Consider the following 23,236-nt stretch of genomic DNA (forward strand, 5'->3'; position numbering starts at 1 on the left):
GGAAACTCCTACCGAATGAAGCCGACGATGCGGCGGACGTCTTTCATGGTCGCCTCGGCAATGACCGAACCACGCTCGGCGCCGTCGCGCAATACGGCGTCGATGGCGGTAGTGTCGTCGATCAAGCGGCGCATTTCGCTGGCTATGGGAGCGAGGACCGCGACGGCGAGCTCCGCCAGCGCGGGCTTGAAGGTGCCCCAGCCCTTGCCGCCGTACTCGGCGATCACATCGGCCTTGGTCTTGTCGGAAAGCGCCGCATAGATGCCGACGAGATTGTCGGCTTCGGCGCGGCCCTTGAGGCCTTCGACGGTTTCGGGCAGCGGCTCTGGATCGGTCGTGGCGCGCTTGATCTTCTTGGCGATCGTATCGGCATCGTCGAGCAGAGAAATGCGCGACTGATCCGAGGGATCGGACTTGCTCATCTTCTTGGTGCCGTCGCGCAGGCTCATGATGCGGGTGGCAGGACCGGCGATCAAGGGCTCGGTGATGGGGAAGAAATCGGGCTCGAAGCCTTCCTTGGCGATGGACGCGGCATAATCATTGTTGAACTTGGCGGCGATGTCGCGCGTCAGTTCAAGATGCTGCTTCTGGTCGTCGCCGACCGGTACATGGGTGGCCTTGTAGAGGAGGATATCGGCGGCCATCAGGCTGGGATAGGCAAAAAGGCCGAGCGAGACGTTCTCGGAATTCTTGCCCGCCTTGTCCTTGAACTGGGTCATGCGGCTCATCCAGCCCATGCGCGCGATACAGTTGAAGACCCAGGCCAGTTCGGCATGCTGGACGATCTGGGACTGGTTGAAAATGATCGAGCGCTTGGGATCGACGCCCGCAGCGATGAAAGCGGCGGCGACTTCGCGAGTGGCGCGGCGCAGATCGTCGGGGTCCTGCCAGACGGTGATGGCATGCATGTCGACGACGCAATAGATGCAATCGTGGGTGTCTTGAAGGGGGACAAACCGGCGGATAGCGCCGAGATAATTGCCGAGGTGCAGATCGCCCGAAGGCTGAATGCCCGAAAAGACGCGCGGGGTGAAGGCCATGAAAAAGAACCCAACAGGAGACAGTCGGCAACCATTATAGGCGAACGCGACTATTTGGAACCGCAGAGTTGGTGACCGTGCACGTCAGCCGGCGCGGCGCAGGCGCTTGAGGAGCATCCCCAAAGGCTGGGCGCCGGAGATATGGATCAGGGTGAAATAGAGCGCCATGCCGAATACCACGAGGGCAGCGAGGACGCTGGCCTGGATATAGATGGGACTGCCGGTGGCCAACAGGTGGGCGCCGCGCAGGGCGAAGAGATAGAGCACGCCGCCCATCAGCAGGCTGATGAGAATGATCTTGAGGTGATTACGCCATTCGTCGCGAGTGAGGGCGAAATGGCCGCGAATGGCGAGGAAAACGCCCAGTAGGACGGCATTGAGCCAAGCCGCGATCGTGGTAGCCAGGGCGATGCCCACATAGGTCAGCGACGGAAACAGCCAGAGCGACAGGCCGATATTGGCGACCACCGAAATGCCGGCGAAGATGGTCGGCGTCATGGTGTCCTTGCGCGAGAAATAGCCCGGTTGCAGCACGCGGATCAACACATAGGCGGGCAGGCCGATGGCGAAGCCGATCAGCGCCTGCGACACCGCGATGGTATCGGCAGGGCTGAACAGGCCGCGCTCATAGAGCACGCGCACGATCGGGGTGGCGAGGCCGACCAAAGCGGTGGCGGCGGGCATGGAGAGCAGCATGGAGAGCAACAGCGATTGGCTTTGGCTGGTGCGAGCCTCCTTGTCGCGGCCGGCACCGATGTGGCGGGACAGCTCGGGCAACAGGACCGTACCGATGGCGATGCCCACAATGCCGAGGGGGAGTTGATAGAGCCGGTCAGCAAGGCCCAGGATGGCGATGGCGCCACTGGCGCCCGAAGCGATAGTGGTGCCGACGATGATGTTGATCTGGGTGATGCCGCCAGTCAGGATCGCCGGAATGGCCAGAACCCAGAAGCGGCGCACTTCGGGATCGAACCGCGGCAGGCCGATGCGCGGCACGAAGCCGGCGCGGCGGATGGCCCAATAGACCAACATCAATTGGGCGATGCCGCCCAGCATGGTGGCGATGGCGACCCAGAAGGCGGTATCGGCGGGATTATCCAGCGCGATGATGGCCAGCGGGACCAGCGCGGCGATGTTGACGATGTTGAGCAGGATGGGCGCGAAGGCGGCGGCGAAGAAGCGGCCCAGCGTGTTGAGAATGGCCCCATAGGCGGCCATCAGCGACATGCAGGCCAAGTACGGGAACATGATGCGAGTGAGGAACACCGTCAGTTCGAATTTTTGGGGATCATCGACAAAGCCCGGCACGAAGAAGACCGTGATCTGCGGCATGAAGATTTCGAACAGGATGGTGATGATCAGGATGGCGGTCACCAGCCAGCTCATGATCTTGGCGGCGAGCAGCTTGGCCGACTCGGCACCGTCGCGTTCGAGCGCGGTCGAGAACATCGGCACGAAGGCGGTGTTGAACGCGCCTTCGGCGAACAGGCGGCGGAACAGGTTGGGGAAGCGGAAAGCTGCGGCAAAAGCATCGGCGGCGGGGCTGGTGCCAAGCACGGCGGCCATCAGAGCGTCGCGGGCAAAGCCGAAGACGCGGCTGCCCAGGGTGAGCACGCCGACATTGATGAAATTGCGGTAGAGGCTCATGGGAAGTGCAGGACCCCCACCCGACCTCCCCCTGTCAGGGGGAGGAGCTGGGCCGGCATGTCATGCAAAAACGCGCAACAATCACCGCGCCGTTCCTCCCCCTGACAGGGGGAGGCTGGGTGGGGGTAAGGCCGCGCCCACCAGCTACCCATTGACGACCTTGGCGCGCTCTTCGGCTGGCTTGGCGTGGAACACGGCCATGAGGGCGTCGTGGATTTTGCGCTGGCGGGGCTTGCTGGCGATCTTCTGGCCGGTCAGGTCGGTGACGTAGAAGACGTCGACGGCCTTTTCGCCATAGGTGCCGATATGGGCCGAGCCAATGGTGAGATTGAGATCGCTTATTTCGCGCGTCAGCGCGTGCAGAAGGCCCATGCGGTCGAGGCCAGACACCTCGATGACGGTGAATTTTTCCGAGAGAGCGTTGGACACGCTGACCTGGGCGGGCAGCGCGAACGGCTTCAGGCGCTTGTTGTGGCGCGATTCCTTGCCCAGATCGATCAGGATCGTCCGCTTTCCCTGCAGCAATTGCTTGACCGTGTCGATGATGCGCGTGGCGCGGACCTTTTCGTCCTCGTCCGACGCGAAGGAGCGGCGGAGGCGGAAGGTGTCGATGGCGCGGCCGTCGCGAGTGGAGAAAATCTGCGCCCCGATGATAGATGCATCCTGCATGGTACAGGCGCCGGCGATCAGCGACAGCAGGCGGGGATGGTCGGGCGTGTAGAACGAAACCTCGGTAATGCCCTCGAAGGCTTTGATACGGATCGAGCCGGCAAAGGGCTGCTCGGCCATATCGGCATGGCGGATCATGCGGGCATGTTCGAGCTGCAATTCGGGCTCGGCGCGCAGCCAGTAGTGATCGTATTGGCGGGCAGTATAGCTGGCGATATCGCTCGGTGACCAGCCGTCGAGCGCCTGGGCCAGTTCGTGGCGGGCGGCGCCGATCCGGTCGGATTGGGTGACCTGGGAATGGCCGCCCGAGAGCAGAGGCTCGGTGGCGTAATAGAGGGCACGCAGCAGGCTGCCCTTCCAGCCGGTCCAGACGCCCGGCCCGACGGCGCGGATATCGCAGGCGGTGAGGATCATCAGCAGGGCTAGGCGCTGCGGCGATTGCACCACGTCGGCGAAGGCCTTGGCGGTTTCGGGATCCTGGATATCGCGGGCTTGGGCGACCTCGCTCATCAGCAGGTGATATTCGATCAGCCAGGACACGGTATCGGTTTCGGCGGCGCTGAGACCAAAGCGTGGGCACAGCTTCCTGGCGATGCGGGCGCCGGCGATCGAGTGATCCTCGGGGCGGCCCTTGGCGATATCGTGCAGGAACAGCGCCACATAGAGCAGGCGCGTATCGTTGAGCTGGGGCAGCAATTCGTGGGTCAGCGGCAGCTCGTCGCGCAGGCCCCCATTGGCAATCTGGGCCATGACGCCGACGGCGCGGATCAGGTGCTCGTCCACCGTATAGTGGTGGTACATGTTGAACTGCATCAGGGCGACGATCTTGCCGAAATCGGGCACGAACTTGCCTAAAACGCCGCTTTCGTTCATCTGGCGCAGAATGCGCTCGACCGAAAGCGGGGCGGTCAGGATGGTCAGGAAATAGCTGTTGGCCTTGGGGTCATGGCGTAGATCGTTGTCGATCAGCGCCAGCGAGCGGGTGATTTCCTTGATCGCATCGGGGTGGAACAGTAGTTCCTCGCGACCAGCCACGAGGAACATCTTGATCAGGTTGACTGGGTCTGTTTCGAACACGTCCGGGCGGGCGATGTTGAGGCGGCCGGTGTCGAGGACGAAGTCCGTTTCGCCCTTGATCTTGGACTTGCCCGAGCGGAATGGCGCGAAAACGCGGCCGATCAGGTCCATGTCCTTGGCGTGGTTGAATTCGAGGCTGGCGCAGAAAATGCGGGTCAGGTCCCCCACATCCTTGGCGACGAGGAAATAGCGCTTCATGAAGCGCTCGACGCCCAGCATGCCGACACGCTCGGCATAGCCCATGCGTTGGGCCAGTTCGGGCTGCACGTCGAAGGTCAGCTTGTCCTCGGCGCGATTGGTGAGGAAATGCAGGTGGCAGCGCACCGCCCACAAGAAGTCCTCGGCGCGCGAGAACAGGCGGTATTCGGCGGGGCTGAGCACGCCCTTGCCGACCAGTTCATGGCTGGTCTTGACCTGGTAGAAATATTTGCCGATCCAGAACAGGGTATTGAGATCGCGCAGCCCGCCCTTGCCGTCCTTGATATTGGGCTCCACCACATAGCGGGTATTGCCCATGATGCGGTGGCGTTCGTCGCGCTCGGCCATCTTGGCGGCGATGAATTCGGGGCCGGTGCGGGGCATGATTTCGGTTTCGAAGCGATGCACGAGCTGTTTGAACAGGCTCATTTCGCCGGTGAGAAAGCGCGCTTCGAGCGTCGCGGTGCGCACGGTCATATCGGCGCGGGCCATGCGGATGCATTCATCCACCGAGCGGACGGCATGGCCGACCTTCTGGCCCAGGTCCCACAGCATGTAGAGGATGTATTCGGTGACCTGCTCGCCCCAGGGCGTCTGTTTGTAGGGCAGGATGAACAGCAGATCGATGTCGGAGCCGGGGGCCAGGGTGCCGCGGCCGTAGCCGCCGACAGCGGCGAGCGCAATGGCTTCAGCACCGGAGGGATTATCGACCGGGTAGACGCGGCGAATGGCGAATTGGTGCACCGCAGAAATGATTTCGTCCTGGGCCGAGGACAGGTTTTCGGCGCAGCGGGTGCCCTTGCTGGTGGCCAGCAATTCGGCTTCAGCGGAGGTGCGGGCATCGGCCAGGGTCTGGCGGACATGGGCGAGCACTAGAGCGCGTGCGGCGGCGCTCTTGGGGGGCTCGGCGCCAATCAGGGCATCGAGCTCATCCAGGATGGTGGACGCGGTTTTCAGCGCGAACTGGGGTTTTCGCGGTTTGACGTCAGCTTCGGCGAGCGGCATCGCGGATTTTCTTCAACTCGTAGATCAGCTCGATAGCTTGCTTGGGGGTCATTTCGTCAGGTCGGACGGCGTCGAGCTTTTCGGCAACGGGGTCGGTGGCGGCTTTTACCGGGGGAGGCCGGTGCGCAAACAACGGCAAATCGTCTAGCACGGCAGCGTTGCTGCCGGAAGAGGCCGTGCCCGCCGAGCGCTGCTCCAGCACGGCGAGGACTTGGCGGGCGCGGGCCAGCACTGGCTCGGGCAGGCCGGCGAGACGGGCGACCTGGATGCCATAGGAGCGATCCGCGGCGCCGGCGCCCACTTCGTGCAGGAACACGACATCGCCCTCCCACTCACGTACCTTCATGGTTACGTTGCAAACGCGAGTGAGGGTTTTCTGCAGGCTAGTGAGTTCGTGGAAATGGGTGGCAAAGAGGGCGCGGCAACCGGTGGTTTCGTGCAAGGCTTCGACAGCCGCCCAGGCGATCGAGAGGCCATCGAAAGTGGCGGTGCCGCGGCCAATTTCGTCGAGAATGACCAGGCTTCGCCGCGTCGCGCGGTTGAGGATAGCGGCGGTTTCGACCATTTCCACCATGAAGGTGGAGCGGCCATGGGCGATATCGTCGCTGGCGCCAACGCGCGAGAAGACGCGGTCGATGACGCCGATATGGGCGGAGGCGGCGGGCACGAAACTGCCCATTTGCGCGAGGATCGCGATCAGCGCGTTTTGGCGCAGGAAAGTGGATTTGCCGCCCATGTTCGGGCCGGTGACCAGCCAGAGGCGGCCACCCCCGATGGCGTCGGAGCCGGATAGGTCGGCATCGTTGGCCACGAAACTGTGACCTTCGGCCGCCACCATATCCTCGACAACCGGGTGGCGGCCGGCGCGGATATCGAAGGCGAGGGAGGTGTCGATCTCGGGCCGGGCATAATTGCGGGTGGCGGCGAGGTGGGCGAGACCAGCGGTGACATCAAGTTCGGCGAGCGCATCGGCCAGTTCGCGCAGGGCATCGGTGCGGCTGAGGACATCGTAGCGCAGGCTGGCGAAAATCTTGAGTTCGAGGTCGAGCGCCGCTTCATGAGCGCGGGCGATGTGGCCCTCGAGATCGGCCAGCTCTGCGGTGGTGAAGCGCATGGCGTTGGCAAGTGTCTGGCGATGGATGAAGGTGGCGCGCAACGGCTCTTCGAGGAGACGCGAACCCTGACCGGCGGGGACCTCGACGAAATAGCCGAGGACGCCGTTGTGGCGGATCTTGAGCGAGCGGACCTCAGTCTCCTCGATCAGGCGCGATTGCAGGGCGGCAACGACCTCGCGGGTTTCACTGGCGAGAGCACGTTCGCCATCGAGCTTGCCGTCATAGCCCTTGCGCACGAAGCCGCCATCGCGGGCCTGCAAAGGCGGCTCATCGGCGATGGCGAGGGTCAGTTCAGACGCCAGATCGAGCGGGGCGGCTGCGAGGCAATCGGCGATGCGGCGCAAGATAGGCGGCACGTCGGGCATGGTGGCGAAATGGGCGGCCAGGGCCGAGGCGGCGGCGACGCCGGTGCCGATGGCGGCCAGATCGCGCGGGCCGCCACGGTCGAGCGCGAGCCGGGTGAGGGCGCGGGCTAGATCGGGCACGGTCTTGAGATCGGCGCGGAGGCGGGCGGCCAGCATGCCGTTATCGACCAGGGCCGCCACCGCATCGAGGCGGTGGTTGATTTCGGCGGCATCGCAAAGTGGGGCGGCGAGGCGGGTGGCGAGCAGGCGCGAGCCTGGGCCGGTGACGGTCAGGTCGATGGCATCCCGCAGTGAGCCCTTGGACTGACCGCGCTGGGTGACGAGGATTTCGAGCGACGAGCGCGTGGCCTGATCGATCGCCATATGGGGGGCGGCATAGGCATCCGAGGGCGGGCGAAGGGCGACGGGGGCGAGGCCCTTTTGGGACTCGCGGACATAGGCCACCAACGCCCCGAGAGCCGCGCGGGCGGCGCGGGTCAGCACGGTCGGATCGTAGAGATCGGCCGGGAAGGCGGCGCGCAGCTGGGCTAGGGCGGCTTCGCTGTCAAACACTTCGGCTGGCACCAGCGACGTCACGGCAACAATCGAGGGCGGCAGTAGGTGGCGTTCGCGCATCAGCGTGCGGGTGGCCTCGGTCAGCAGCAGTTCGGCGGGATCGATGCGGGCGAGTTCGTCCTGCAAGGCTTCGGCGGTGAGGTCGAGGCAGGCGGTTTCCCCGGTCGAGACATCGGCCCAAGCCAGCGCGAAATCGGTATCGCCGTGACGCACCATGGCGAGGGCGGCGAGATAATTGGAAGAGCGGGCCTGGAGGTGATCATCCTCGGTCAGCGTGCCAGGGGTAATCAGGCGAACGACATCGCGCTTGACCACCGACTTGCCGCCGCGCTTCTTGGCTTCGGCGGGGTCTTCGACCTGCTCGCACAAGGCGACGCGATGGCCAAGGCGGATCAGCTTGTTGAGATAGTCATTGGCGGCGTGGATGGGCACGCCGCACATGCGGATATCCTGGCCCAGATGCTTGCCGCGACGGGTCAGAACGATGCCCAAAGCGGCGCTGGCGATCTCGGCGTCCTCGAAGAACAGCTCGTAGAAATCGCCCATGCGATAGAACAGCAGATAGCCCGGATTGACCGCCTTGATCTCGAAATACTGCGCCATCATGGGCGTCAGCACCAGGGGCTCGGCGGGAGGATCGAAAGGCGTTTGGTCCATCAAGGTCTCGGCCACCGCTGGGAAGCCGAGAACTTAGGGGCTTAGGCCGCAAAATCCAACAGCGGTCAGGCGGTTTTTCCCGGTTTCGTGGCACGGACGGAGCGCGTCGGCATGGTGGAGGCCTCCGGCTCGATCAGCTTGCGATAGAGATGCCAGGTGGCATGGCCGAAAATCGGGATGACGACGGCGAGGCCGACGAACAGCGGGATCGAGCCCAGCACCAGGCCGACAGCAACGATCAGGCCCCAGAGCGCCATGGGCAGCGGGTTTTTAATCACGGCGCGGAACGAGGTTTCCACTGCTGCAGCGGCGCCGACGTCGCGGTCAAGCATCAAGGGGAAGGCCACGACGGTGGTGCAGAGCGTGACAATGGCGAAGGCCAGGCCGATCAGATTGCCGACGATAATCAGCGTCCAGCCCTGCGGCGTGGACAGGATCTGTTGCACCATGACGTCGATCGTCATGGGTGGGGCTGCGCCGAACAGGTTTTCGTAAAGGGCCTGCGCGGCGGTCAACCAGAGGGTGAAGACCACGAAGAGCAGGACGCCCACCGCAAAGATGGAGCCGATGGCGGGGGAACGCAGCACCCGGAAAGCGTGTTGCCAAGAGGTATCGAGGCCCTGTTCGCGCCGCCGGCTGATTTCATAGAGGCCGATAGCAGCAAAGGGGCCGATCAGCGCAAAGCCGCCGAGCAACGGATAGAGCAGAGGCCAGGTGTAATAGCCCGAGGCCCAGACGGTCAGCACGATGGCGACCGCCGGATAGATCAGCGCCAGCAGGACCATGTGGGACGGTTTCTCCCAAAAGTCGGCCATGCCGAGGCGCAGACTGTCGATCAGATCGGCAGTGTGGATTTTATTGATGGTGGGATGCGCCAGCCGCTCGGTGGTACCACCAATCACGTGAAAATTTGCCATTGTGCATTCTCCGCTACCAAAGGGTGCAGAGGTCATTCGCCGGACCGGGCATGGGGGTTACAGGGCGGTCGGGCGAACGCTGGTCTGCATCTGAGGCGAGAATAGAGCAGATGCGACGTTTTGTCGCCCCTGGTCGGGAAATCGTGAACCGGCCGCCGCAAAGGCGGCCGGTTCGGCGCGATCAGACGAAGCGGTTGATCAGGTTTTCCAGATATTCCTGCTGGCCGGAGCGCGGCTGCGGGTTGATGTTTTGCGCATCGACGCGAGCCGCGAGATCGGCGAGCGAGACTTTGCCCTCGAGGATCGCCTTGCCATCGGGCGTGTTCCAGCCGGCATAGCGGGCGTCGAGGGTCTTGTCATAGGTGCCGTCGGTGATCAGCGCCGCTGCCGCCTTGAGCGAGCGGGCGAGCACATCGAGGCCGCCGACGTGACCATGCAGCAGGTCTGCGGGATCGATAGACTGGCGGCGCACTTTGGCGTCGAAATTCCAGCCACCGGAGTTGAGTCCACCAGCCTTGAGGATCTGGTAGAAGGCCAGCGTAGTGTCGGGCACCGAATTGGGGAACTGGTCGGTATCCCAGCCGGACTGGATATCGTTGCGATTGGCGTCGACGGAACCCAAAATGCCCAGCGAAGCGGCCAGCGCCAGTTCATGCTCGAAGGTGTGGTTGGCGAGGAAAGCGTGGCCGACCTCGATATTGCACTTCACATCTTTTTCCAGGCCATACTTGCGCAGGAAGCCATAGACCGTCGCGACGTCGAAATCGTACTGGTGCTTGGACGGTTCCTGGGGCTTCGGCTCGATCAGGATCTGGCCCTTGAAGCCGATCTTGTGGGCATGCTCGATGACCAGATGCAGGAAACGGCCCATCTGGTCCTGTTCCTGCCCGATCTTGGTGTTGAGGAGGGTTTCATAGCCCTCGCGACCGCCCCAGAGCACGTAATTGGCGCCGCCCAGTTCGTGGGTCAGTTCCAGCACGTTCTTCACCTGGCCGGCGGCGTAGGCGAACACATCCGGATCGGGATTGGTCGCGGCGCCGGACATATAGCGGCGATTGGAGAACAGGTTGGCGGTGCCCCAGAGCAGCTTGGTGCGGCTCGACTGCATCTTCTTGGCGAAGATATCGCCGATAACGCGCACATTGCGGTTGGATTCGGCCAAAGTTTCACCCTCGGGGGCGATATCGGCGTCGTGGAAGCAGAAGAAGGGAATATCGAGCAGGTCGAACAGCTCGAACGCCACGTCGGCCTTGATCTTGGCGCCCTCGAGGCCCTTGTCATACCAGGGACGATCGAAGGTGCGCCCGCCGAACGGATCGCCGCCCTCCCAGGCAAAGGTGTGCCAATAGGCGACTGCGGGGCGGATATGATCCTCCATCCGCTTGCCAAGGACGATCTCGTCCTTGTTGTAATGGCGATAGGCCAGCGCGTTGGCGCTGTTGGCCCCTTCGAACTTCACCGGCGAAATTCCCTTGAAGAAATCAGTCACGTCCGTGCCTCCTCGATGGCGGGATAAAGTGCGCGATAACGCGCATATTGGTCGGCGTAGGCGTTGGTGAGGCTCCGATCAGGAGCGATCACGGTCTTGATGGCGGGCATTGTCATGACACTGGCAGGATCGGCGCCGGTGGCGGCGCAGAGGCCAAGCCGTGCAGCGCCGAGCGCGCCGCCGAAATCGCCGTCCTCGGGGAGGGCGATTTCCATGTTGAGATTGGTGGCGATCATCTTGAGCCAGAGCGGGGACTTGGAACCGCCACCGACCGCGAGCAAGCGGTCGATTTTCGTGCCAGCATCGTTGAGCACACGCTGGCAATCGCGGAAGGCGAAGGTGACGCCCTCCATGACGGCCTGGGCGAGTTGCGCCGGCTCGGTGCTCTGGCTGAGGCCGGTGAAACTACCCCGAGCATTGGCATTGTTGTGCGGTGTGCGTTCGCCCGAGAGGTACGGCAGGAAGATTTCCTCGCCGGGGCCTTTGAACTGCGCTTCGGCGGCGCGGGACAGGTCGGCCTGCTGCTGGCCGGTTATGCGGGACAGCCAGTTAAGGCTATCGGTGGCCGACAGGATCACGCCCATCTGATGCCAGGTATTGGGGATGGCATGGCAGAAGGCGTGAACGGCGCCATTGGTATTGGGGCTGAAGCGCTCGTTGGAGACGAAGATGACGCCCGAAGTGCCGAGCGAGACAAAACCCTCGCCGGGACGGATGGCGCCGATGCCACAAGCGGCGGCGGCGTTATCGCCGGCGCCACCAGCGATGACGACATCGCCGCTCATGCCCCAGCGGGAGACGAATTCGGGTTTGAGATTGGCGGAGGGCGCCGAACCTTCGACGAGGCGCGGCATGTGCGAGCGGTTGAGGCCGGTGACGGCAAGCAGCTCGTCGGACCAGTCGCGCTTAGCGACATCGAGCCAGAGCGTGCCGGCGGCGTCGGACATTTCCTCGACGTGCTCACCGGTCAGCAGCAGGCGGATATAGGCCTTGGGCAGCAGCACCTTGGCGATTTTGGCGTAAATCTGCGGCTCGTGCTTGCGCACCCAAGCGATCTTGGGCGCGGTGAAGCCGGGCATGGCGATATTGCCAGCGAGCTGGCGCAGACTGGGCAGCGCGGCTTCCATTTCGGCGCATTCGGCAGCGGCGCGGCCGTCGTTCCACAGGATGCAGGGGCGGAGGACTTCGTCGTCCTTGCCCAGCAAGGTCGCGCCATGCATGTGGCCGGAGAGGCCGATGCCGCGCACCTGGCTGAGTTGCTCGGGGTTGGACTTAGAGAGCTTGTCGATAGCGGCGAGGGTCGCGGTCCACCAATCGGCGGGGTTTTGCTCGGACCAGCCGGGATGGGGGCGGACCGGCTCAACGGCGGGGGCAGTGGCTTCGCCCAGGGCGCGGCCAGCTTCGTCGATCAGCAGGGCCTTGACGCCGGACGTGCCGATATCGATGCCGAGAAAGGTGGCACTCATGAGGTACGTACCTCCGAGCCAGGTGCAAACAACATCTAAACGTCCTCCCTGCCCATTTTTGGGCTAGCGCCAATTTGATGGATGGCGTGCTTCTTAGCGCAAGTTGTCGCGCAGGAAAATACCGATTTCAATAGGGTCGGTTTTGGCGATGCCGCTGGCGCCGAGCGCAAGCGAGCGGGCGGCCGCGATGGCAGCGCGGATTTCACCGTCTGGATTCTGATCCAGCACGACGTCGATGGCCCCGGAACGCAGGCCATTGCGGGTCGGCTCAGTGAGCTCGTGGGCGATGACACGGATGCTGCCGGAGCGGTGCGAAGCATCAAGCGCGGCGACGAGGCCGGAGTTACCGGCACCCAGATTGTAAATGCCGGCGAGGTCCGGATGGCTGTTGAGGAGCTTACCCACCAGGGCTTCGGTTTCGGCGCGCTCGTCATGGCCTTCGATTGGGCCGACCAGCGATACGGCGGGAAATTCGGCAGCCATGGTCGCGCGAAAGCCTTCGAGGCGGTCGCGGTGATCGCGCAGATGCAGAGAGCCGGCAATGAGCGCGACCTTGCCGCCCGCCGGGCAGAATCGTCCCATGAGCGAAGCGGCGGTGCGGCCGGCCGCGACATTGTCGATGCCGATGAAGTGGCGGCGGCTGGAACCGGGCAGGTCGGACACCAGGGTCATCACCACGACGCCACGGCGGCTGGCGTGGTCGACGGCGGCGAGCACCGAAGTGTCTTCGCTGGCGACGATGACGGCGCAGTCGCAATCGCGCGGATCGAGCGCGTCGAGGCTGCGGGCCAAAGCATCGGCATCGAGTGCCTTCAGCCGGACGGTATTGAGCTGGAGCCGATCGGCCGGCGCCTGGGTAGCACGGCGGGTGACGGCGTCGGCAAGGCCGGCCATGAACTCGTTGGAGCTATCGGGGATGATGAAAACGACGCGCAGATCGCGCGCCCGGGCCAGCAGCGAGGCCGACAGATCGCGCTGGAAACCCAGGGTCGCAATGGCGGTTTCGACTTTTTCGGTTGTGGCGGGGCTGACACCGGCGCGGCCATTGAGCACGCGGTCGACCGTGGCCAGCGATACGCCGGCAGCACGGGCCACATCGTGGACGGTGGCGCGCCGTCTCATGCCGATCTCGTCCAAGCTTCACCCCTGAATTGCGTGCCGCCACAGTCGGCAGGGGCGGCCAAAAGGTCAAGTGCGACATTGCGGGTGGGCCGGAAAGCAGGCTACACGTTTGCCGCAAAAGACGAAGGGGCATGCAATGGCAATCGAAGTTTCGGCATTTGGCGAGTTCAAGGGCAAGCGGGTCGATCAGTTCCGGCTGACCAGCGAAACCGGGGTTGCGGTCGATATCATCTCCTACGGCTGCGTGGTGCGTAACTGGCGCGTGCCGGTAGCCGGTAGCCTGCGCTCTGTGGTGCTGGGGTTCGACGAGTTCGACGCTTATCCCGAGCACAGCCCGCACTTCGGCTCGCTGGCTGGCCGGGTGGCCAACCGCATCAAAGGCTCTTCGTTCGATCTCAACGGCAAGCATTACGACTTGCCGCCCAATGCCGGAGCGCTGCATCTGCACGGCGGCAATGAGGGACTGGGCCGGCAGGTGTGGGACGGCGAGGTCGATGGCGGCACCAATGCGGTGCGCTTCACCCATTTCAGCCCGGATGGCGCATCGGGCTATCCCGGCAACGTCAATTTCGCCGCCACCTATCGGCTGACCGGCAACAAGCTGCGACTGGAACTTGAGGCTACGACCGACCGGGCCACCCCGATCAGCTTGGTGCAGCACCAGTATTTCAACCTCGGAACGGGCAATGATGTGCTCGACCACCACATCCAGGTGAACTCGAGCGCCTATACCGAACTGGGCGAGGACCTGTGCCCCACCGGCGCCATCCTACCATCGGCGGGCATGCAGTACGATCTGCGCGGTGGGCGAGTCATGCGCGATCAGGCGGGCAATCCCGTGGCCTATGATATCGGGCTGGCGCTAGATACCGGGCGCAGCCATGCCGAGCCGATCGCGGTGGTGAAGGGCCCGGATGGGGCGCTGACGCTCAAGCTGTGGACTGACAGGCCGGGCGTGCAGGTTTACAATGGCGTCTGGACCGACATCCCGGTGCCGGGGCTGAACGGCAAGCGCTATGGCAAGCATTCGGGGCTGTGCCTCGAGGACCAGAATTTTGCCGATGCGGTGCACAATCCGCATTTTCCATCGGTGATTCATTCGCCCGAGCGGCCGTATAGCCATTGGTGCGAGTTCGAAATCGCGTAGGGCGGTATACTTTTAATACATCTCTCAGCGCCCACCGTCCTGTCTCCGCATGTGCCGCATTGATAGAGGCCCGCGGATCAAGTCCGCGGGAAGCGTAGTGGGCGGGACAGATCGCGCCACCACATCCTGCCCAGTCGGCCACAAGCCTCTCCTGACTCGAACTGTCAGGAAGCAAGCGCATTGATATTCACGCGGCACCTCGCCGCGTGGAGACTTTGCCATGATGCCGTTTCAGATTGCCGTCGACGACAGCGCACTGGAAGACCTCAAGGTGCGGCTGGCCGATACGCGGCTACCGCAGGTGCTAGACGACGTCGGCTGGGACTATGGCATCGAGACCGGGTTTTTAAGTCGGCTGATCAGCCATTGGGGCCATGCGTTCGATTGGCGGGCGGCCGAGGCGCGGCTCAACGGCTTTGCGCAATTTACCGAGGAAGTCGACGGCGAGACGGTCCATTTCGTCCACGTGAAGGGCGAAGGCGGCCGGCATGTGCCGCTGCTGCTGACCAATGGCTGGCCATCCAATTTTGTCGAATTGCTGCCCATCGTGCCGCTACTGACGCGGGAGGTGGACGGCGTGTCGTTCGATATCGTCATTCCCTCGCTCCCCGGCTACGGCTTTTCCAGCAAGCCGACTGCGCCGGGCATGAACCTGACCAAAGTGGCGCCGCTGTGGGCGGAATTGATGAGCCGGCAGGGCTATGAGCGCTTCATGGTCAGCGGCTCGGACCTGGGGGCCGGGGTCGAGATGGTGTTGGTCAAGACCGCGCCGGAGCGGATCATCGGGGCGCATTATTCCAATGTTTATTCGGGCTTTGCGCGGCCGGACGAGCCGACACCCGAGGAGGCGGCCTATTTCAAGGGTATCGATTACTGGGCCTTCGCAGAGGGCGCGTATGCGATGATCCAGGGCACCAAGCCGGCAACACTGGCGGTGGGGCTGAATGATTCGCCCGCAGGGCTGGCAGCGTGGATAGCCGAGAAATACAACGGCTGGAACCAGGCTGATCGGCCGATCGAAACGGCGTTTGCGCTGGATGACCTGTGCACAATCCTCTCGGTCTATTGGTTTTCCCAGAGCATCGGCTCGTCGGTGCGGCTCTACAAGGAGGCCTTTGCCGATCCCGACCTGATCAAGCCCGGCCCGCCGCACCGGGTGCCGCATGGCATTTACCTGCCGCCGGGAGACAATCCAGCGCCGCGGGCCTGGGGCGAGCGCCATTTGCAGAATATCGTGCGCTGGACCGAGGCCACGGCGGGTGGGCATTTTCCGGCGCTGGAATTTCCCGAAGAGTTCGCCGCCGATATCCGTGGCTTTCATGCGCAGATTGCCTGACCGCCAAAGCAGCGAGGTGCTTGGCGGCGGCTGTGGAATCGGGCATGCCTTTGGTCCAGAGGAGAACGAACCATGGACAAAACAGAGCGCCTGTTCGCGGTCATGGATGCACTGCGGCGGCATCGGCGGCCGGTTACGGCGGCGGCTTTGGCCGAAGAGCAGAATGTTTCGGTGCGCACGCTCTATCGCGACGTGCAGACCCTTATCGGGCTGGGGGCGCCGATCGAGGGGGAAGCTGGGGTCGGCTATATGCTGAAGCCCGGGTTCTTCTTGCCGCCGCTGATGTTTTCAGCCGAGGAGCTGGAGGCCCTGGTGCTGGGCGCGCGCTGGGTGCAGGCGCAGCCCGACGACGGACTGGCTGGGGCGGCGCAGAATGCGCTGGCCAAGATCGCCACCGCCTCGCCCGAGGACCTGCGCGACAAGATTAACGATACCGGGCTGTGGCCGGTGCTGGTGGCCAGCAAAAGGCCACCGGTGGCGATTCTGGGCCAGATCCGGCTGGCGATGCGGCAGGAAAAGGCGCTGCATATCGCCTATGAGGACGAGGGCGGACGCACCTCGCAACGCAGCATCTGGCCGATTCAACTGGCCTATTACGAGGGCAAGCAGATCATCGTCGCCTGGTGCTGCATGCGCGAGGCATTCCGCAATTTTCGCACCGACCGCATTGCGACGCTGACGGCGATCGAGGAGCGTTACGGGCGCCGACGGCTGGCCATGGTCAAGGAATGGCAAGTGGAGCAGGAGCGTGAGTGGGCCGAGTGGCGGGCTCGCGACGCGGCGGCCAAAGCCGGCCTCAGCCAGCAATAAGGCCGGTCAGATCGCCTAGAGAAATGCGGCCGCTGACGAGGCCGGCGAGCCAGAGACCGTGCACGGCAGCGATGACATAGCTTATGGCGGCGAAGCCGCGCTTGGCGGTCTTGTGGCGAAACAGTTGCTGGGCCAGGAGCCCGCCGATAATGCCGAAGGCCAAGTCAATGCCATGCAGCATATCCTCGCTGGTACGCCATTCACCCGCTTCGGCACTTTGCTTGTCGCGGTAATAGAGCCAGGCCGAGGCGGCACTCATCACCAGATACACCACGGCCAAAGCGGTCGGGATCGAGCCGGCGAGCCAGCCGATCGCCACGAGGGCCAACAGGATCAGGCCAAGATAGGTCCGCAATTGGTTATAGCCGGATGCGGCCGGTGTTGGACTGGTTTCGGTGCCCCGCGCCAGAGCTCGGGCCTTGACCGGGTTAGCCCCGGCAATGCTGACATTGACCGCGGCGGGGCCACCATCGCGGCCGCGGCCGATGGCGTAGCTGACGCGGTCACCAAGGTGCGGGCGGGTGGCGATGCGCCCGATCTGGGAGATGTGGACAAACAGGCGCGGGCCGCCACCATCGGGATGGATGAAGCCGAAGCCGCGCTCGTCATTCCACTCGATCAGTTCACCACGCTGGGCCATTGGTCCGCTCCGTACCGCAACCAGTTTAGGGACAAGGCGTTACCGGGCGATGGATTTTTGCCGCTGTCAGATTCTTGTTGATCGTCGATTGACGATGGAGTTAACATGGACCGTTTCCGCAACAATCAGCATCCTAATTAAATCATGTCCAGCACCGCCAAGACTTTCATCGAGACGCAGCTCAAAAGGACTGGGGTGGTTATCAACGGCCCCAATCCGTGGGACCCACAGGTGCATAACGAGGCGTTGTACGGACGCCTGCTGAGCCAGGGTACGCTGGGGCTGGGCGAGGCCTATATGGACGGCTGGTGGGACGCTGAGGCGATCGACCAGTTCATTTTCCGGCTGGTTTCGGCCCATATCCAGGACAATTTCCGGCCTGACCTGGCGCTGATCGGCAGCGTGCTGCGCGGCAAGCTGCTGAATATGCAGCGCCTCAAGGTGCGCGAAGTGGGTGAGAAGCACTACGATATCGGCAATGAGCTTTACGCCGCCATGCTCGATAGCCGCATGATCTACTCCTGCGGCTACTGGCAGGACGCCACCACGCTCGACGCCGCGCAGGAGGCCAAGCTCGACCTGATCTGTCGCAAGGTGGGGCTGGAAAAGGGCATGCGTATTCTCGATATCGGCTCGGGTTGGGGCGGGTTCATGCAGTTTGCCGCCGAGCGCTATGGGGTGAGCGCGGTGGGCGTGACCATCTCGAAGGAACAGGCGGCGCTGGCCAATGAGCGCACGAAAGGCCTGCCGGTCGAGACGCGGCTGATGGATTATCAAGCACTCGAGGGCAAATTCGACCGCATCATCTCAATCGGCATGTTCGAGCATGTCGGCTACAAGAATTACCGGCCCTATTTCACCAAAGCGCGCGAGCTTTTGGTGGATGATGGGCTGATGCTGCTGCACTCGATCGGTGGCCATACCACGACGAGCCATGGCGATCCGTGGAGCGAAAAGTACATTTTTCCCAATGGCATGCTGCCCTCGATCGCACAGATCGGCACGGGAATAGAAAAGCTGTTCGTGATGGAGGACTGGCACAATTTCGGCGCCGATTACGACAAGACCCTGATGGCTTGGCTCGAGCGGTTCGAAGCGGCCTGGCCAAAGCTGGCCGACCAATATGACCAGCGTTTCTATCGCATGTGGCGCTACTACCTAACCTCGTTCGCGGCGGTGTTCCGGGCGCGCAATATCGGGCTCTGGCAGGTGGTGCTCTCGCCCCATGGCGTGCCGGGTGGCTATACCAGCGTGCGATGAGTCAAGGATTCACGTGAAACTTTCCACCGCAAAGCCGGTCATCGGATCGTCATTGATCAGGTCACGGCCAGGTTGATGCGGTAGCTCAAGGCTTCGGCGATGTGAGAGCGGGCGACCTTTTCGGCCCCCGCAAGATCTGCCAGCGTGCGCGCGACTTTCAGCACCCGGTGATAGGCGCGGGCGGAGAGCGAGAAGCGCTCAGCCGCCTGCAGAAGCAGGGCCTGGCTGTCGCGATCGGGATTGACCACGGCTTCGATCAGGGTCGGGCCGGCCGCGGCATTGGTGTAGACGCCGGGCGCGCCGGCATCGAGGTAGCGCTGGCGCTGGCGCTCACGGGCCAGATGCACGCGCTGGGCAACCACGGACGAGGGTTCGGCGACGCCGCCCGGCGCGATCATGTCGGCGGCGCTGACAGCGGGCACGTCAATGCGGATATCGATGCGGTCAAGGAAGGGACCGGAGACACGGGATTGGTAATCGCCCGCGCAGGCGGCACCACGCTTGCACGTATGGCCCGGACTGCCCGCCATGCCGCATTTGCAGGGATTCATCGCCGCGATCAGTTGCACGCGGGACGGATAGGAGACGCGGGCATTGGCGCGGGCAATGACGGTTTCGCCCGATTCCAGTGGTTGGCGCAGGCTATCGAGCACCTGCGGCGCAAACTCTGGGAGTTCGTCGAGGAACAGCACGCCATTATGGGCCAGACTCACTTCCCCAGGGCGGACGCGAAGACCGCCGCCGACCAAAGCCGCCATAGACGCCGAATGGTGCGGCGCGCGGAAAGGGCGGCGGTCGGAAATGGCGCCACCGGCCAGTTCGCCGGCAATAGACTGGATCATCGACACGTCGAGCAGCTCGCGCGGATTAAGTGGTGGCAGGATGGAGGGCAGGCGCGCCGCCAGCATCGACTTGCCGGCGCCGGGCGGGCCGATCATCAGCATGTTGTGGCCCCCGGCGGCGGCGACTTCGAGCGCGCGACGGGCGACCTGCTGGCCGCGCACTTCGCTGAGATCGGGCAGGGCGGTATTGGGGAGGTAACGCTTGGGCAGGGGGCGGGTGGCCAGTTGATGGCCGGTGAGGTGATTGACTAAAGCAAGCAGGCTATCGGCAGCCACAATATCGATGTCCTCGCCGGCCCAGGCGGCTTCGGGGCCGGACGCTGTGGCGCACATGATACCGAGGCCCCGGCCATGGGCGGCAATGGCGGCCGGCAGGACGCCCTGCACATGGGCGAGGCGACCATCGAGGCCCAGTTCACCCAGGGCCAGAAAGCCGTCGAGCGCGTCGCGCGGAATGGCGCCGATTTCGGCCATCAGTGCCAGGGCGATGGGCAGATCGTAGTGGCTGCTTTTGACACATGTCTTTTTGACATCACAACTCTGTGAACGCGACCGTGTTACACTGATCCTGGATTGATATGGGGACCGGCCCGGCGAAGTGGCTCCCACATAGCAGACGAGCTGGGCCGGTCAGGCACCAGCTTAATAAGTTGGAACTAGCTAAGTGTTCCGCTTTTTCGCACTGAGCGCCGAGTGTTCCGCGGCCTCACTAACGTTGATCCCGCCCAATATACCGGCAAGCGCAGACCTGGTCCCCCTTCGCCATCGGCCGCGAAGAAGGCGACTCCTCGGGCCTCCAGGGCCCGACGGACAAGAAGATAGGTTTCCACTGAACTGCGACGTCCACCTTCCAGATCCGCGAGGGTCCGTTCACCAATACCAGCGTCATTGGCCAGCGCCTCTCGTGTGAGACCTAGCGCCACTCTGGCAGCCAACAGGAGTTCCGGATGCATATCCATCAAGTGGATTTGGCATGCTCCGGAACCCGTATCCAGAACTCAAAGTACCATCGCTTAAAGTGCATCTGGTTACACGCGAAAAACCATATCATTTGCCGAATCACGTAGTTTGGCTATGCTTTCAGGTAACGGAGACCCGAAAATGAAACAGACCGAATCACTTCGGTGGCTGGGAGTTGAGGATTTGGCAGCCAAGATAGATGAAACCCTTCAGCTAGCGGAGCACCTCACAATCCTCCTGCGGGAGGGAAACTTCTCTGATCAGCAACTTCGTCACACGCCAGTATTCGCTAGGGCGGCCTACATGCAAAAAACCGAGTACGTCTGCATTGGGCTGCTCAGAACCGGCAAAACCGTTGCCACCGATATCTCGAACACGGACGACATTGTAGTTGATGGCGGTCATTTGGGCTGGGTGCTCACCCGCAACGGGCTATACCGTGTTGAGAAACTTTTCGGATACGGATGGCAGCCTGGGCAGCGATTTACGGGTGCAGAGACGTGACCCGGCTAAAGGGGGCATCAGAGAACAGCCGGCGTTTTGCGGTTTTCAATGCGTCGCGAACTTACCGCGCTCGGATTCTAGGTTGTCATGGGCTTTATCAAGGCCGAAATCCACCGGTTTAGCCGCCCCCGCAGACATCTCTACGCGACGACTGGGCTCGCCGGAGTCCGAGGACGAACATGGCGAATCGAAGAACACCAGAAAAACGTGGCGCGGATGTTATTCTTGGCGTCGGGCTTGCCCGCCAACTGCTAAACGGCCTGCGCCAACGGGCTTCAGCTGAACTCAAATACGATACCCGCTCAGAGGCAGAGGAGGTGGCTCTTGCCGAGAAGATGCAAGCCAATATGCGGCTGCCCGCCGACAAAGCCGCTTATGCGATCGCTTTGGGATACTGCTTGGCGCCTTATTTTCCTACGGTTGAAGACCTGATGGCGACCAAGGCATTCTTGGTTGTCAGGTGCAGACCTGGTGATGATGCGGAGAGGGTAGGCGAGGTGCTTTCCGATGCCACGCCGCACCGCGTCCGGGCGATTGCGCATAATCCGCACTACGCCTTGGAGGGCGACGTCCGCCTTCTGGTTCTCGACGATGTCGGCGTCCGCTACACCGATCGGATGGTTCGTCCGATTGCACAGGCGGCCGAACGGTGCATTCCCATCTTTTGCACCTTGGCGGCCGATGATCCAGTTCCAGCGGCCCTTGCTGGTGCTGAGTTGATGTTGGACTTGCCGCCGATGACTCCAGAGATGCTCGCTCTACTGTTCGAAGCCGCGCATGATGAGGTCCCGCAAGGGGTTTTGAGCCTCACTTCGGCTGACAAGCTGCGAACCGCCGATCTGGTAGCGCACATTCGCCGGGCCCGCCCGGCGGCGGCATGTTTGTCAGGGCTGCTGCAGGTGGTCAGCACGAAGATAGAGGTGCCCAAACCGGCAACCGTGCGGCTCGATGACCTCGCCGGTTATGGGGAAGCGAAAGCTTGGGGCCTCGAACTCGCTCAGGATATGAAGCTGTGGCGCGAGGGAAAGCTCGACTGGGATGAGGTCGACCACCGAGCTGTCGTCTTGGATGGTCCGCCAGGCACCGGCAAAACAAGTTTCGCATCCGTGCTGGCCGGTTCGCTCGACGTACCATTGATCGCGTCGAACGTCGCCGAATGGAACGGGCACAAGCACCTCTCAGGCACCCTCAATCGAATGAAGGAGGTCTTCGCTGAGGCCACCACCAAAGCACCCTGCGTTCTGCTCATCGATGAGATCGATGGCATTTCCAGCCGAAGCCAACTGGCGGGCGAGTATGTCGAGTACTGGACCCAGATCGTCAATTTGATGTTGGTCCTCGTCACTGATGCCACGAACACACCAGGCGTGGTTATCGTAGGCGCCACCAACCATGTCGAGCGGATTGACCCGGCTCTGATGCGTGCGGGTCGACTTGATCGGATCATTCGGATCGAGTTGCCTGATGCCGAAGCCATCGCCGCCATTCTTGCGCGCTACATTGGAGCGGGTGTGGAGGCAAAGGACTTGTCTTTGCTCGCGCATCGTCTGGTCGGACAGACTGGCGCTGACATCGAGAAGCTGGTCCGGGCGGCGAGAGCCTCGGCGCGCAGGGCAGGGCGGATGTTTTCGGTCGCCGAGATCGCGGCTCAGGTGCCCGATCCGCTCAACAAACTCTTGCCCCGGGTTCGCCGGCGTATCGCAATCTACCGCAACGGCCAAAGGATTGTCGCCCAGGTACTGGGATTGGCAGAGATGGCACCGAATGCGGGCGATTTCACCCGTCAGTTGGAGAAGGCCTTGTCAGAGGAGCGCTTTCACACCGAGCAGACCTGCAACGATGTACTTGCCGTCATCATGGCCGGCCGCGCCGCGGAAGAAATCGTGTTCGGTGATGTGTCGACCTTCGGATCGGGTATTCCAAGTTCAGACCTGGCCGTGGCGACGGCGATCGCCAAGGATTTGGAGCTCAAGACTGGCTTCGGCGAATGCGGGGTAATCTATTTGGACGGCGATGATCATCGACTCTCCACTTCCACACCCGCTGCTGCCAGTGTTCGGCGACGGATTGAGGCGGCCTTAGCGCGGGCATCGGCGGTTCTGCTGGAGAACGTTGACGAGCTGGAGCGAGTTGACGGAAGAGGAACCACCACTGGCTGGACTTCGGGCAACGTAAGATTGCTGCATTAGCGGGGAAACTCCGACACCCAAAAGGCAAAGTGACGGCTGACACAACTAATGCCTTTAGACGAACTTGCTATATCGGTGCCCAATGGTCCGCACGATGCGGAACGAACAAATGCACGATTGATTAGTCAGGCGTGTTGATTGCCACTGAGAACTGACCCTCTGAGGGCGTAAATTTTCACTGAGATTTGACCCATGTTTTGATCGTTCCCAGGCTGTTTGCCGGGGG

At 62.9% G+C, this 23,236-nt stretch carries 15 protein-coding genes and 1 pseudogene; 6 read left to right on the forward strand and 10 right to left on the reverse strand.

The annotated features are described in order from the left end of the window. Window positions 1-8 precede the first annotated feature (8 nt). The 8 genes from trpS to ABIB57_RS26120 all read right to left on the reverse strand — a co-directional run bounded on the left by trpS (window position 9) and on the right by ABIB57_RS26120 (window position 13,322). Window positions 9-1,040: a tryptophan--tRNA ligase gene (gene trpS / locus ABIB57_RS26085; protein ID WP_354044336.1), complete on the reverse strand. Its 1,032-nt coding sequence runs from the start codon at window positions 1,038-1,040 to the stop codon at window positions 9-11. Window positions 1,041-1,124: 84 nt separating this feature from the next. Next, on the reverse strand, window positions 1,125-2,687 hold the full coding sequence (gene murJ, locus ABIB57_RS26090) for a murein biosynthesis integral membrane protein MurJ (protein ID WP_354044337.1): 1,563 nt from the start codon (window positions 2,685-2,687) through the stop codon (window positions 1,125-1,127). A gap of 144 nt (window positions 2,688-2,831) precedes the next feature. After that, window positions 2,832-5,636, reverse strand: a complete 2,805-nt coding sequence (locus tag ABIB57_RS26095; protein WP_354044339.1) for a [protein-PII] uridylyltransferase — start codon at window positions 5,634-5,636, stop codon at window positions 2,832-2,834. Further along, on the reverse strand, window positions 5,617-8,328 hold the full coding sequence (gene mutS, locus ABIB57_RS26100) for a DNA mismatch repair protein MutS (protein ID WP_354044340.1): 2,712 nt from the start codon (window positions 8,326-8,328) through the stop codon (window positions 5,617-5,619). Before mutS ends, ABIB57_RS26095 begins: the two co-directional genes overlap by 20 nt. 65 nt (window positions 8,329-8,393) lie before the next feature. Beyond that, window positions 8,394-9,245 (reverse strand): DUF2189 domain-containing protein, encoded by an 852-nt coding sequence (locus ABIB57_RS26105; RefSeq protein ID WP_354044342.1) that lies wholly within the window; start codon window positions 9,243-9,245, stop codon window positions 8,394-8,396. 181 nt (window positions 9,246-9,426) lie between these two features. Next, window positions 9,427-10,734, reverse strand: coding sequence for a xylose isomerase (xylA, locus tag ABIB57_RS26110; RefSeq protein WP_354044343.1), 1,308 nt, complete (start codon window positions 10,732-10,734; stop codon window positions 9,427-9,429). Continuing rightward, window positions 10,731-12,200, reverse strand: a complete 1,470-nt coding sequence (xylB, locus tag ABIB57_RS26115; RefSeq protein ID WP_354044344.1) for a xylulokinase — start codon at window positions 12,198-12,200, stop codon at window positions 10,731-10,733. The genes xylA and xylB overlap by 4 nt, the downstream gene beginning before the upstream one ends. A gap of 93 nt (window positions 12,201-12,293) precedes the next feature. Next, window positions 12,294-13,322: a LacI family DNA-binding transcriptional regulator gene (locus tag ABIB57_RS26120; RefSeq protein WP_354044345.1), complete on the reverse strand. Its 1,029-nt coding sequence runs from the start codon at window positions 13,320-13,322 to the stop codon at window positions 12,294-12,296. A gap of 136 nt (window positions 13,323-13,458) precedes the next feature. On the opposite strand from ABIB57_RS26120, the gene ABIB57_RS26125 reads away from it, so the two are divergent. The 3 genes from ABIB57_RS26125 (at window position 13,459) to ABIB57_RS26135 (ending at window position 16,615) form a co-directional block, all read left to right on the forward strand. Continuing rightward, on the forward strand, window positions 13,459-14,469 hold the full coding sequence (locus tag ABIB57_RS26125) for an aldose epimerase family protein (RefSeq protein ID WP_354044347.1): 1,011 nt from the start codon (window positions 13,459-13,461) through the stop codon (window positions 14,467-14,469). A gap of 220 nt (window positions 14,470-14,689) precedes the next feature. Beyond that, window positions 14,690-15,805 carry an epoxide hydrolase family protein gene (locus ABIB57_RS26130; RefSeq protein WP_354044348.1) on the forward strand — a complete coding sequence of 372 codons (1,116 nt, stop codon included), beginning with the start codon at window positions 14,690-14,692 and terminating at the stop codon, window positions 15,803-15,805. A 72-nt stretch (window positions 15,806-15,877) separates the two neighbouring features. Continuing rightward, window positions 15,878-16,615, forward strand: coding sequence for a helix-turn-helix transcriptional regulator (locus ABIB57_RS26135; protein ID WP_354044349.1), 738 nt, complete (start codon window positions 15,878-15,880; stop codon window positions 16,613-16,615). Here the strand turns inward: ABIB57_RS26135 and ABIB57_RS26140 are convergent. After that, window positions 16,602-17,255: a DUF1294 domain-containing protein gene (locus ABIB57_RS26140; RefSeq protein WP_354044351.1), complete on the reverse strand. Its 654-nt coding sequence runs from the start codon at window positions 17,253-17,255 to the stop codon at window positions 16,602-16,604. The genes ABIB57_RS26135 and ABIB57_RS26140 overlap by 14 nt on opposite strands. Before the next feature lie 144 nt (window positions 17,256-17,399). Between ABIB57_RS26140 and cfa the strand changes: the two genes are divergently transcribed. Continuing rightward, entirely contained in the window at window positions 17,400-18,515 is a 1,116-nt protein-coding gene (gene cfa, locus ABIB57_RS26145; RefSeq protein WP_354044352.1) for a cyclopropane fatty acyl phospholipid synthase, read from the forward strand. 56 nt (window positions 18,516-18,571) lie between these two features. Here cfa and ABIB57_RS26150 read toward each other — a convergent pair. Next, a pseudogene (locus tag ABIB57_RS26150) lies at window positions 18,572-19,870 on the reverse strand (YifB family Mg chelatase-like AAA ATPase); the annotation flags it as partial. Between the two features lie 588 nt (window positions 19,871-20,458). Here ABIB57_RS26150 and ABIB57_RS26155 point away from each other — a divergent pair. Both ABIB57_RS26155 and ABIB57_RS26160 read left to right on the forward strand, forming a co-directional pair. Beyond that, the gene (locus tag ABIB57_RS26155) at window positions 20,459-20,821 is read left to right on the forward strand and encodes a hypothetical protein (protein ID WP_354044354.1); all 363 of its coding nucleotides are present in this window, start codon (window positions 20,459-20,461) and stop codon (window positions 20,819-20,821) included. Between the two features lie 179 nt (window positions 20,822-21,000). After that, window positions 21,001-23,010, forward strand: a complete 2,010-nt coding sequence (locus tag ABIB57_RS26160) for an AAA family ATPase (protein ID WP_354044355.1) — start codon at window positions 21,001-21,003, stop codon at window positions 23,008-23,010. The last annotated feature ends 226 nt before the right edge of the window (window positions 23,011-23,236 follow it).

The sequence above is a fragment of the Devosia sp. UYZn731 genome (assembly GCF_040546795.1).
Taxonomy (GTDB): domain Bacteria; phylum Pseudomonadota; class Alphaproteobacteria; order Rhizobiales; family Devosiaceae; genus Devosia.

Coding starts and splice junctions, on each gene's coding strand:
- trpS (WP_354044336.1), bottom strand. CDS start 1,040: ATGGCCTTCACCCCGCGCGTCTTTTCGGGCATTCAGCCTTCGGGCGAT.
- murJ (WP_354044337.1), bottom strand. CDS start 2,687: ATGAGCCTCTACCGCAATTTCATCAATGTCGGCGTGCTCACCCTGGGC.
- ABIB57_RS26095 (WP_354044339.1), bottom strand. CDS start 5,636: ATGCCGCTCGCCGAAGCTGACGTCAAACCGCGAAAACCCCAGTTCGCG.
- mutS (WP_354044340.1), bottom strand. CDS start 8,328: ATGGACCAAACGCCTTTCGATCCTCCCGCCGAGCCCCTGGTGCTGACG.
- ABIB57_RS26105 (WP_354044342.1), bottom strand. CDS start 9,245: ATGGCAAATTTTCACGTGATTGGTGGTACCACCGAGCGGCTGGCGCAT.
- xylB (WP_354044344.1), bottom strand. CDS start 12,200: ATGAGTGCCACCTTTCTCGGCATCGATATCGGCACGTCCGGCGTCAAG.
- ABIB57_RS26120 (WP_354044345.1), bottom strand. CDS start 13,322: ATGAGACGGCGCGCCACCGTCCACGATGTGGCCCGTGCTGCCGGCGTA.
- ABIB57_RS26125 (WP_354044347.1), top strand. CDS start 13,459: ATGGCAATCGAAGTTTCGGCATTTGGCGAGTTCAAGGGCAAGCGGGTC.
- ABIB57_RS26130 (WP_354044348.1), top strand. CDS start 14,690: ATGATGCCGTTTCAGATTGCCGTCGACGACAGCGCACTGGAAGACCTC.
- ABIB57_RS26135 (WP_354044349.1), top strand. CDS start 15,878: ATGGACAAAACAGAGCGCCTGTTCGCGGTCATGGATGCACTGCGGCGG.
- ABIB57_RS26140 (WP_354044351.1), bottom strand. CDS start 17,255: ATGGCCCAGCGTGGTGAACTGATCGAGTGGAATGACGAGCGCGGCTTC.
- cfa (WP_354044352.1), top strand. CDS start 17,400: ATGTCCAGCACCGCCAAGACTTTCATCGAGACGCAGCTCAAAAGGACT.
- ABIB57_RS26155 (WP_354044354.1), top strand. CDS start 20,459: ATGAAACAGACCGAATCACTTCGGTGGCTGGGAGTTGAGGATTTGGCA.
- ABIB57_RS26160 (WP_354044355.1), top strand. CDS start 21,001: ATGGCGAATCGAAGAACACCAGAAAAACGTGGCGCGGATGTTATTCTT.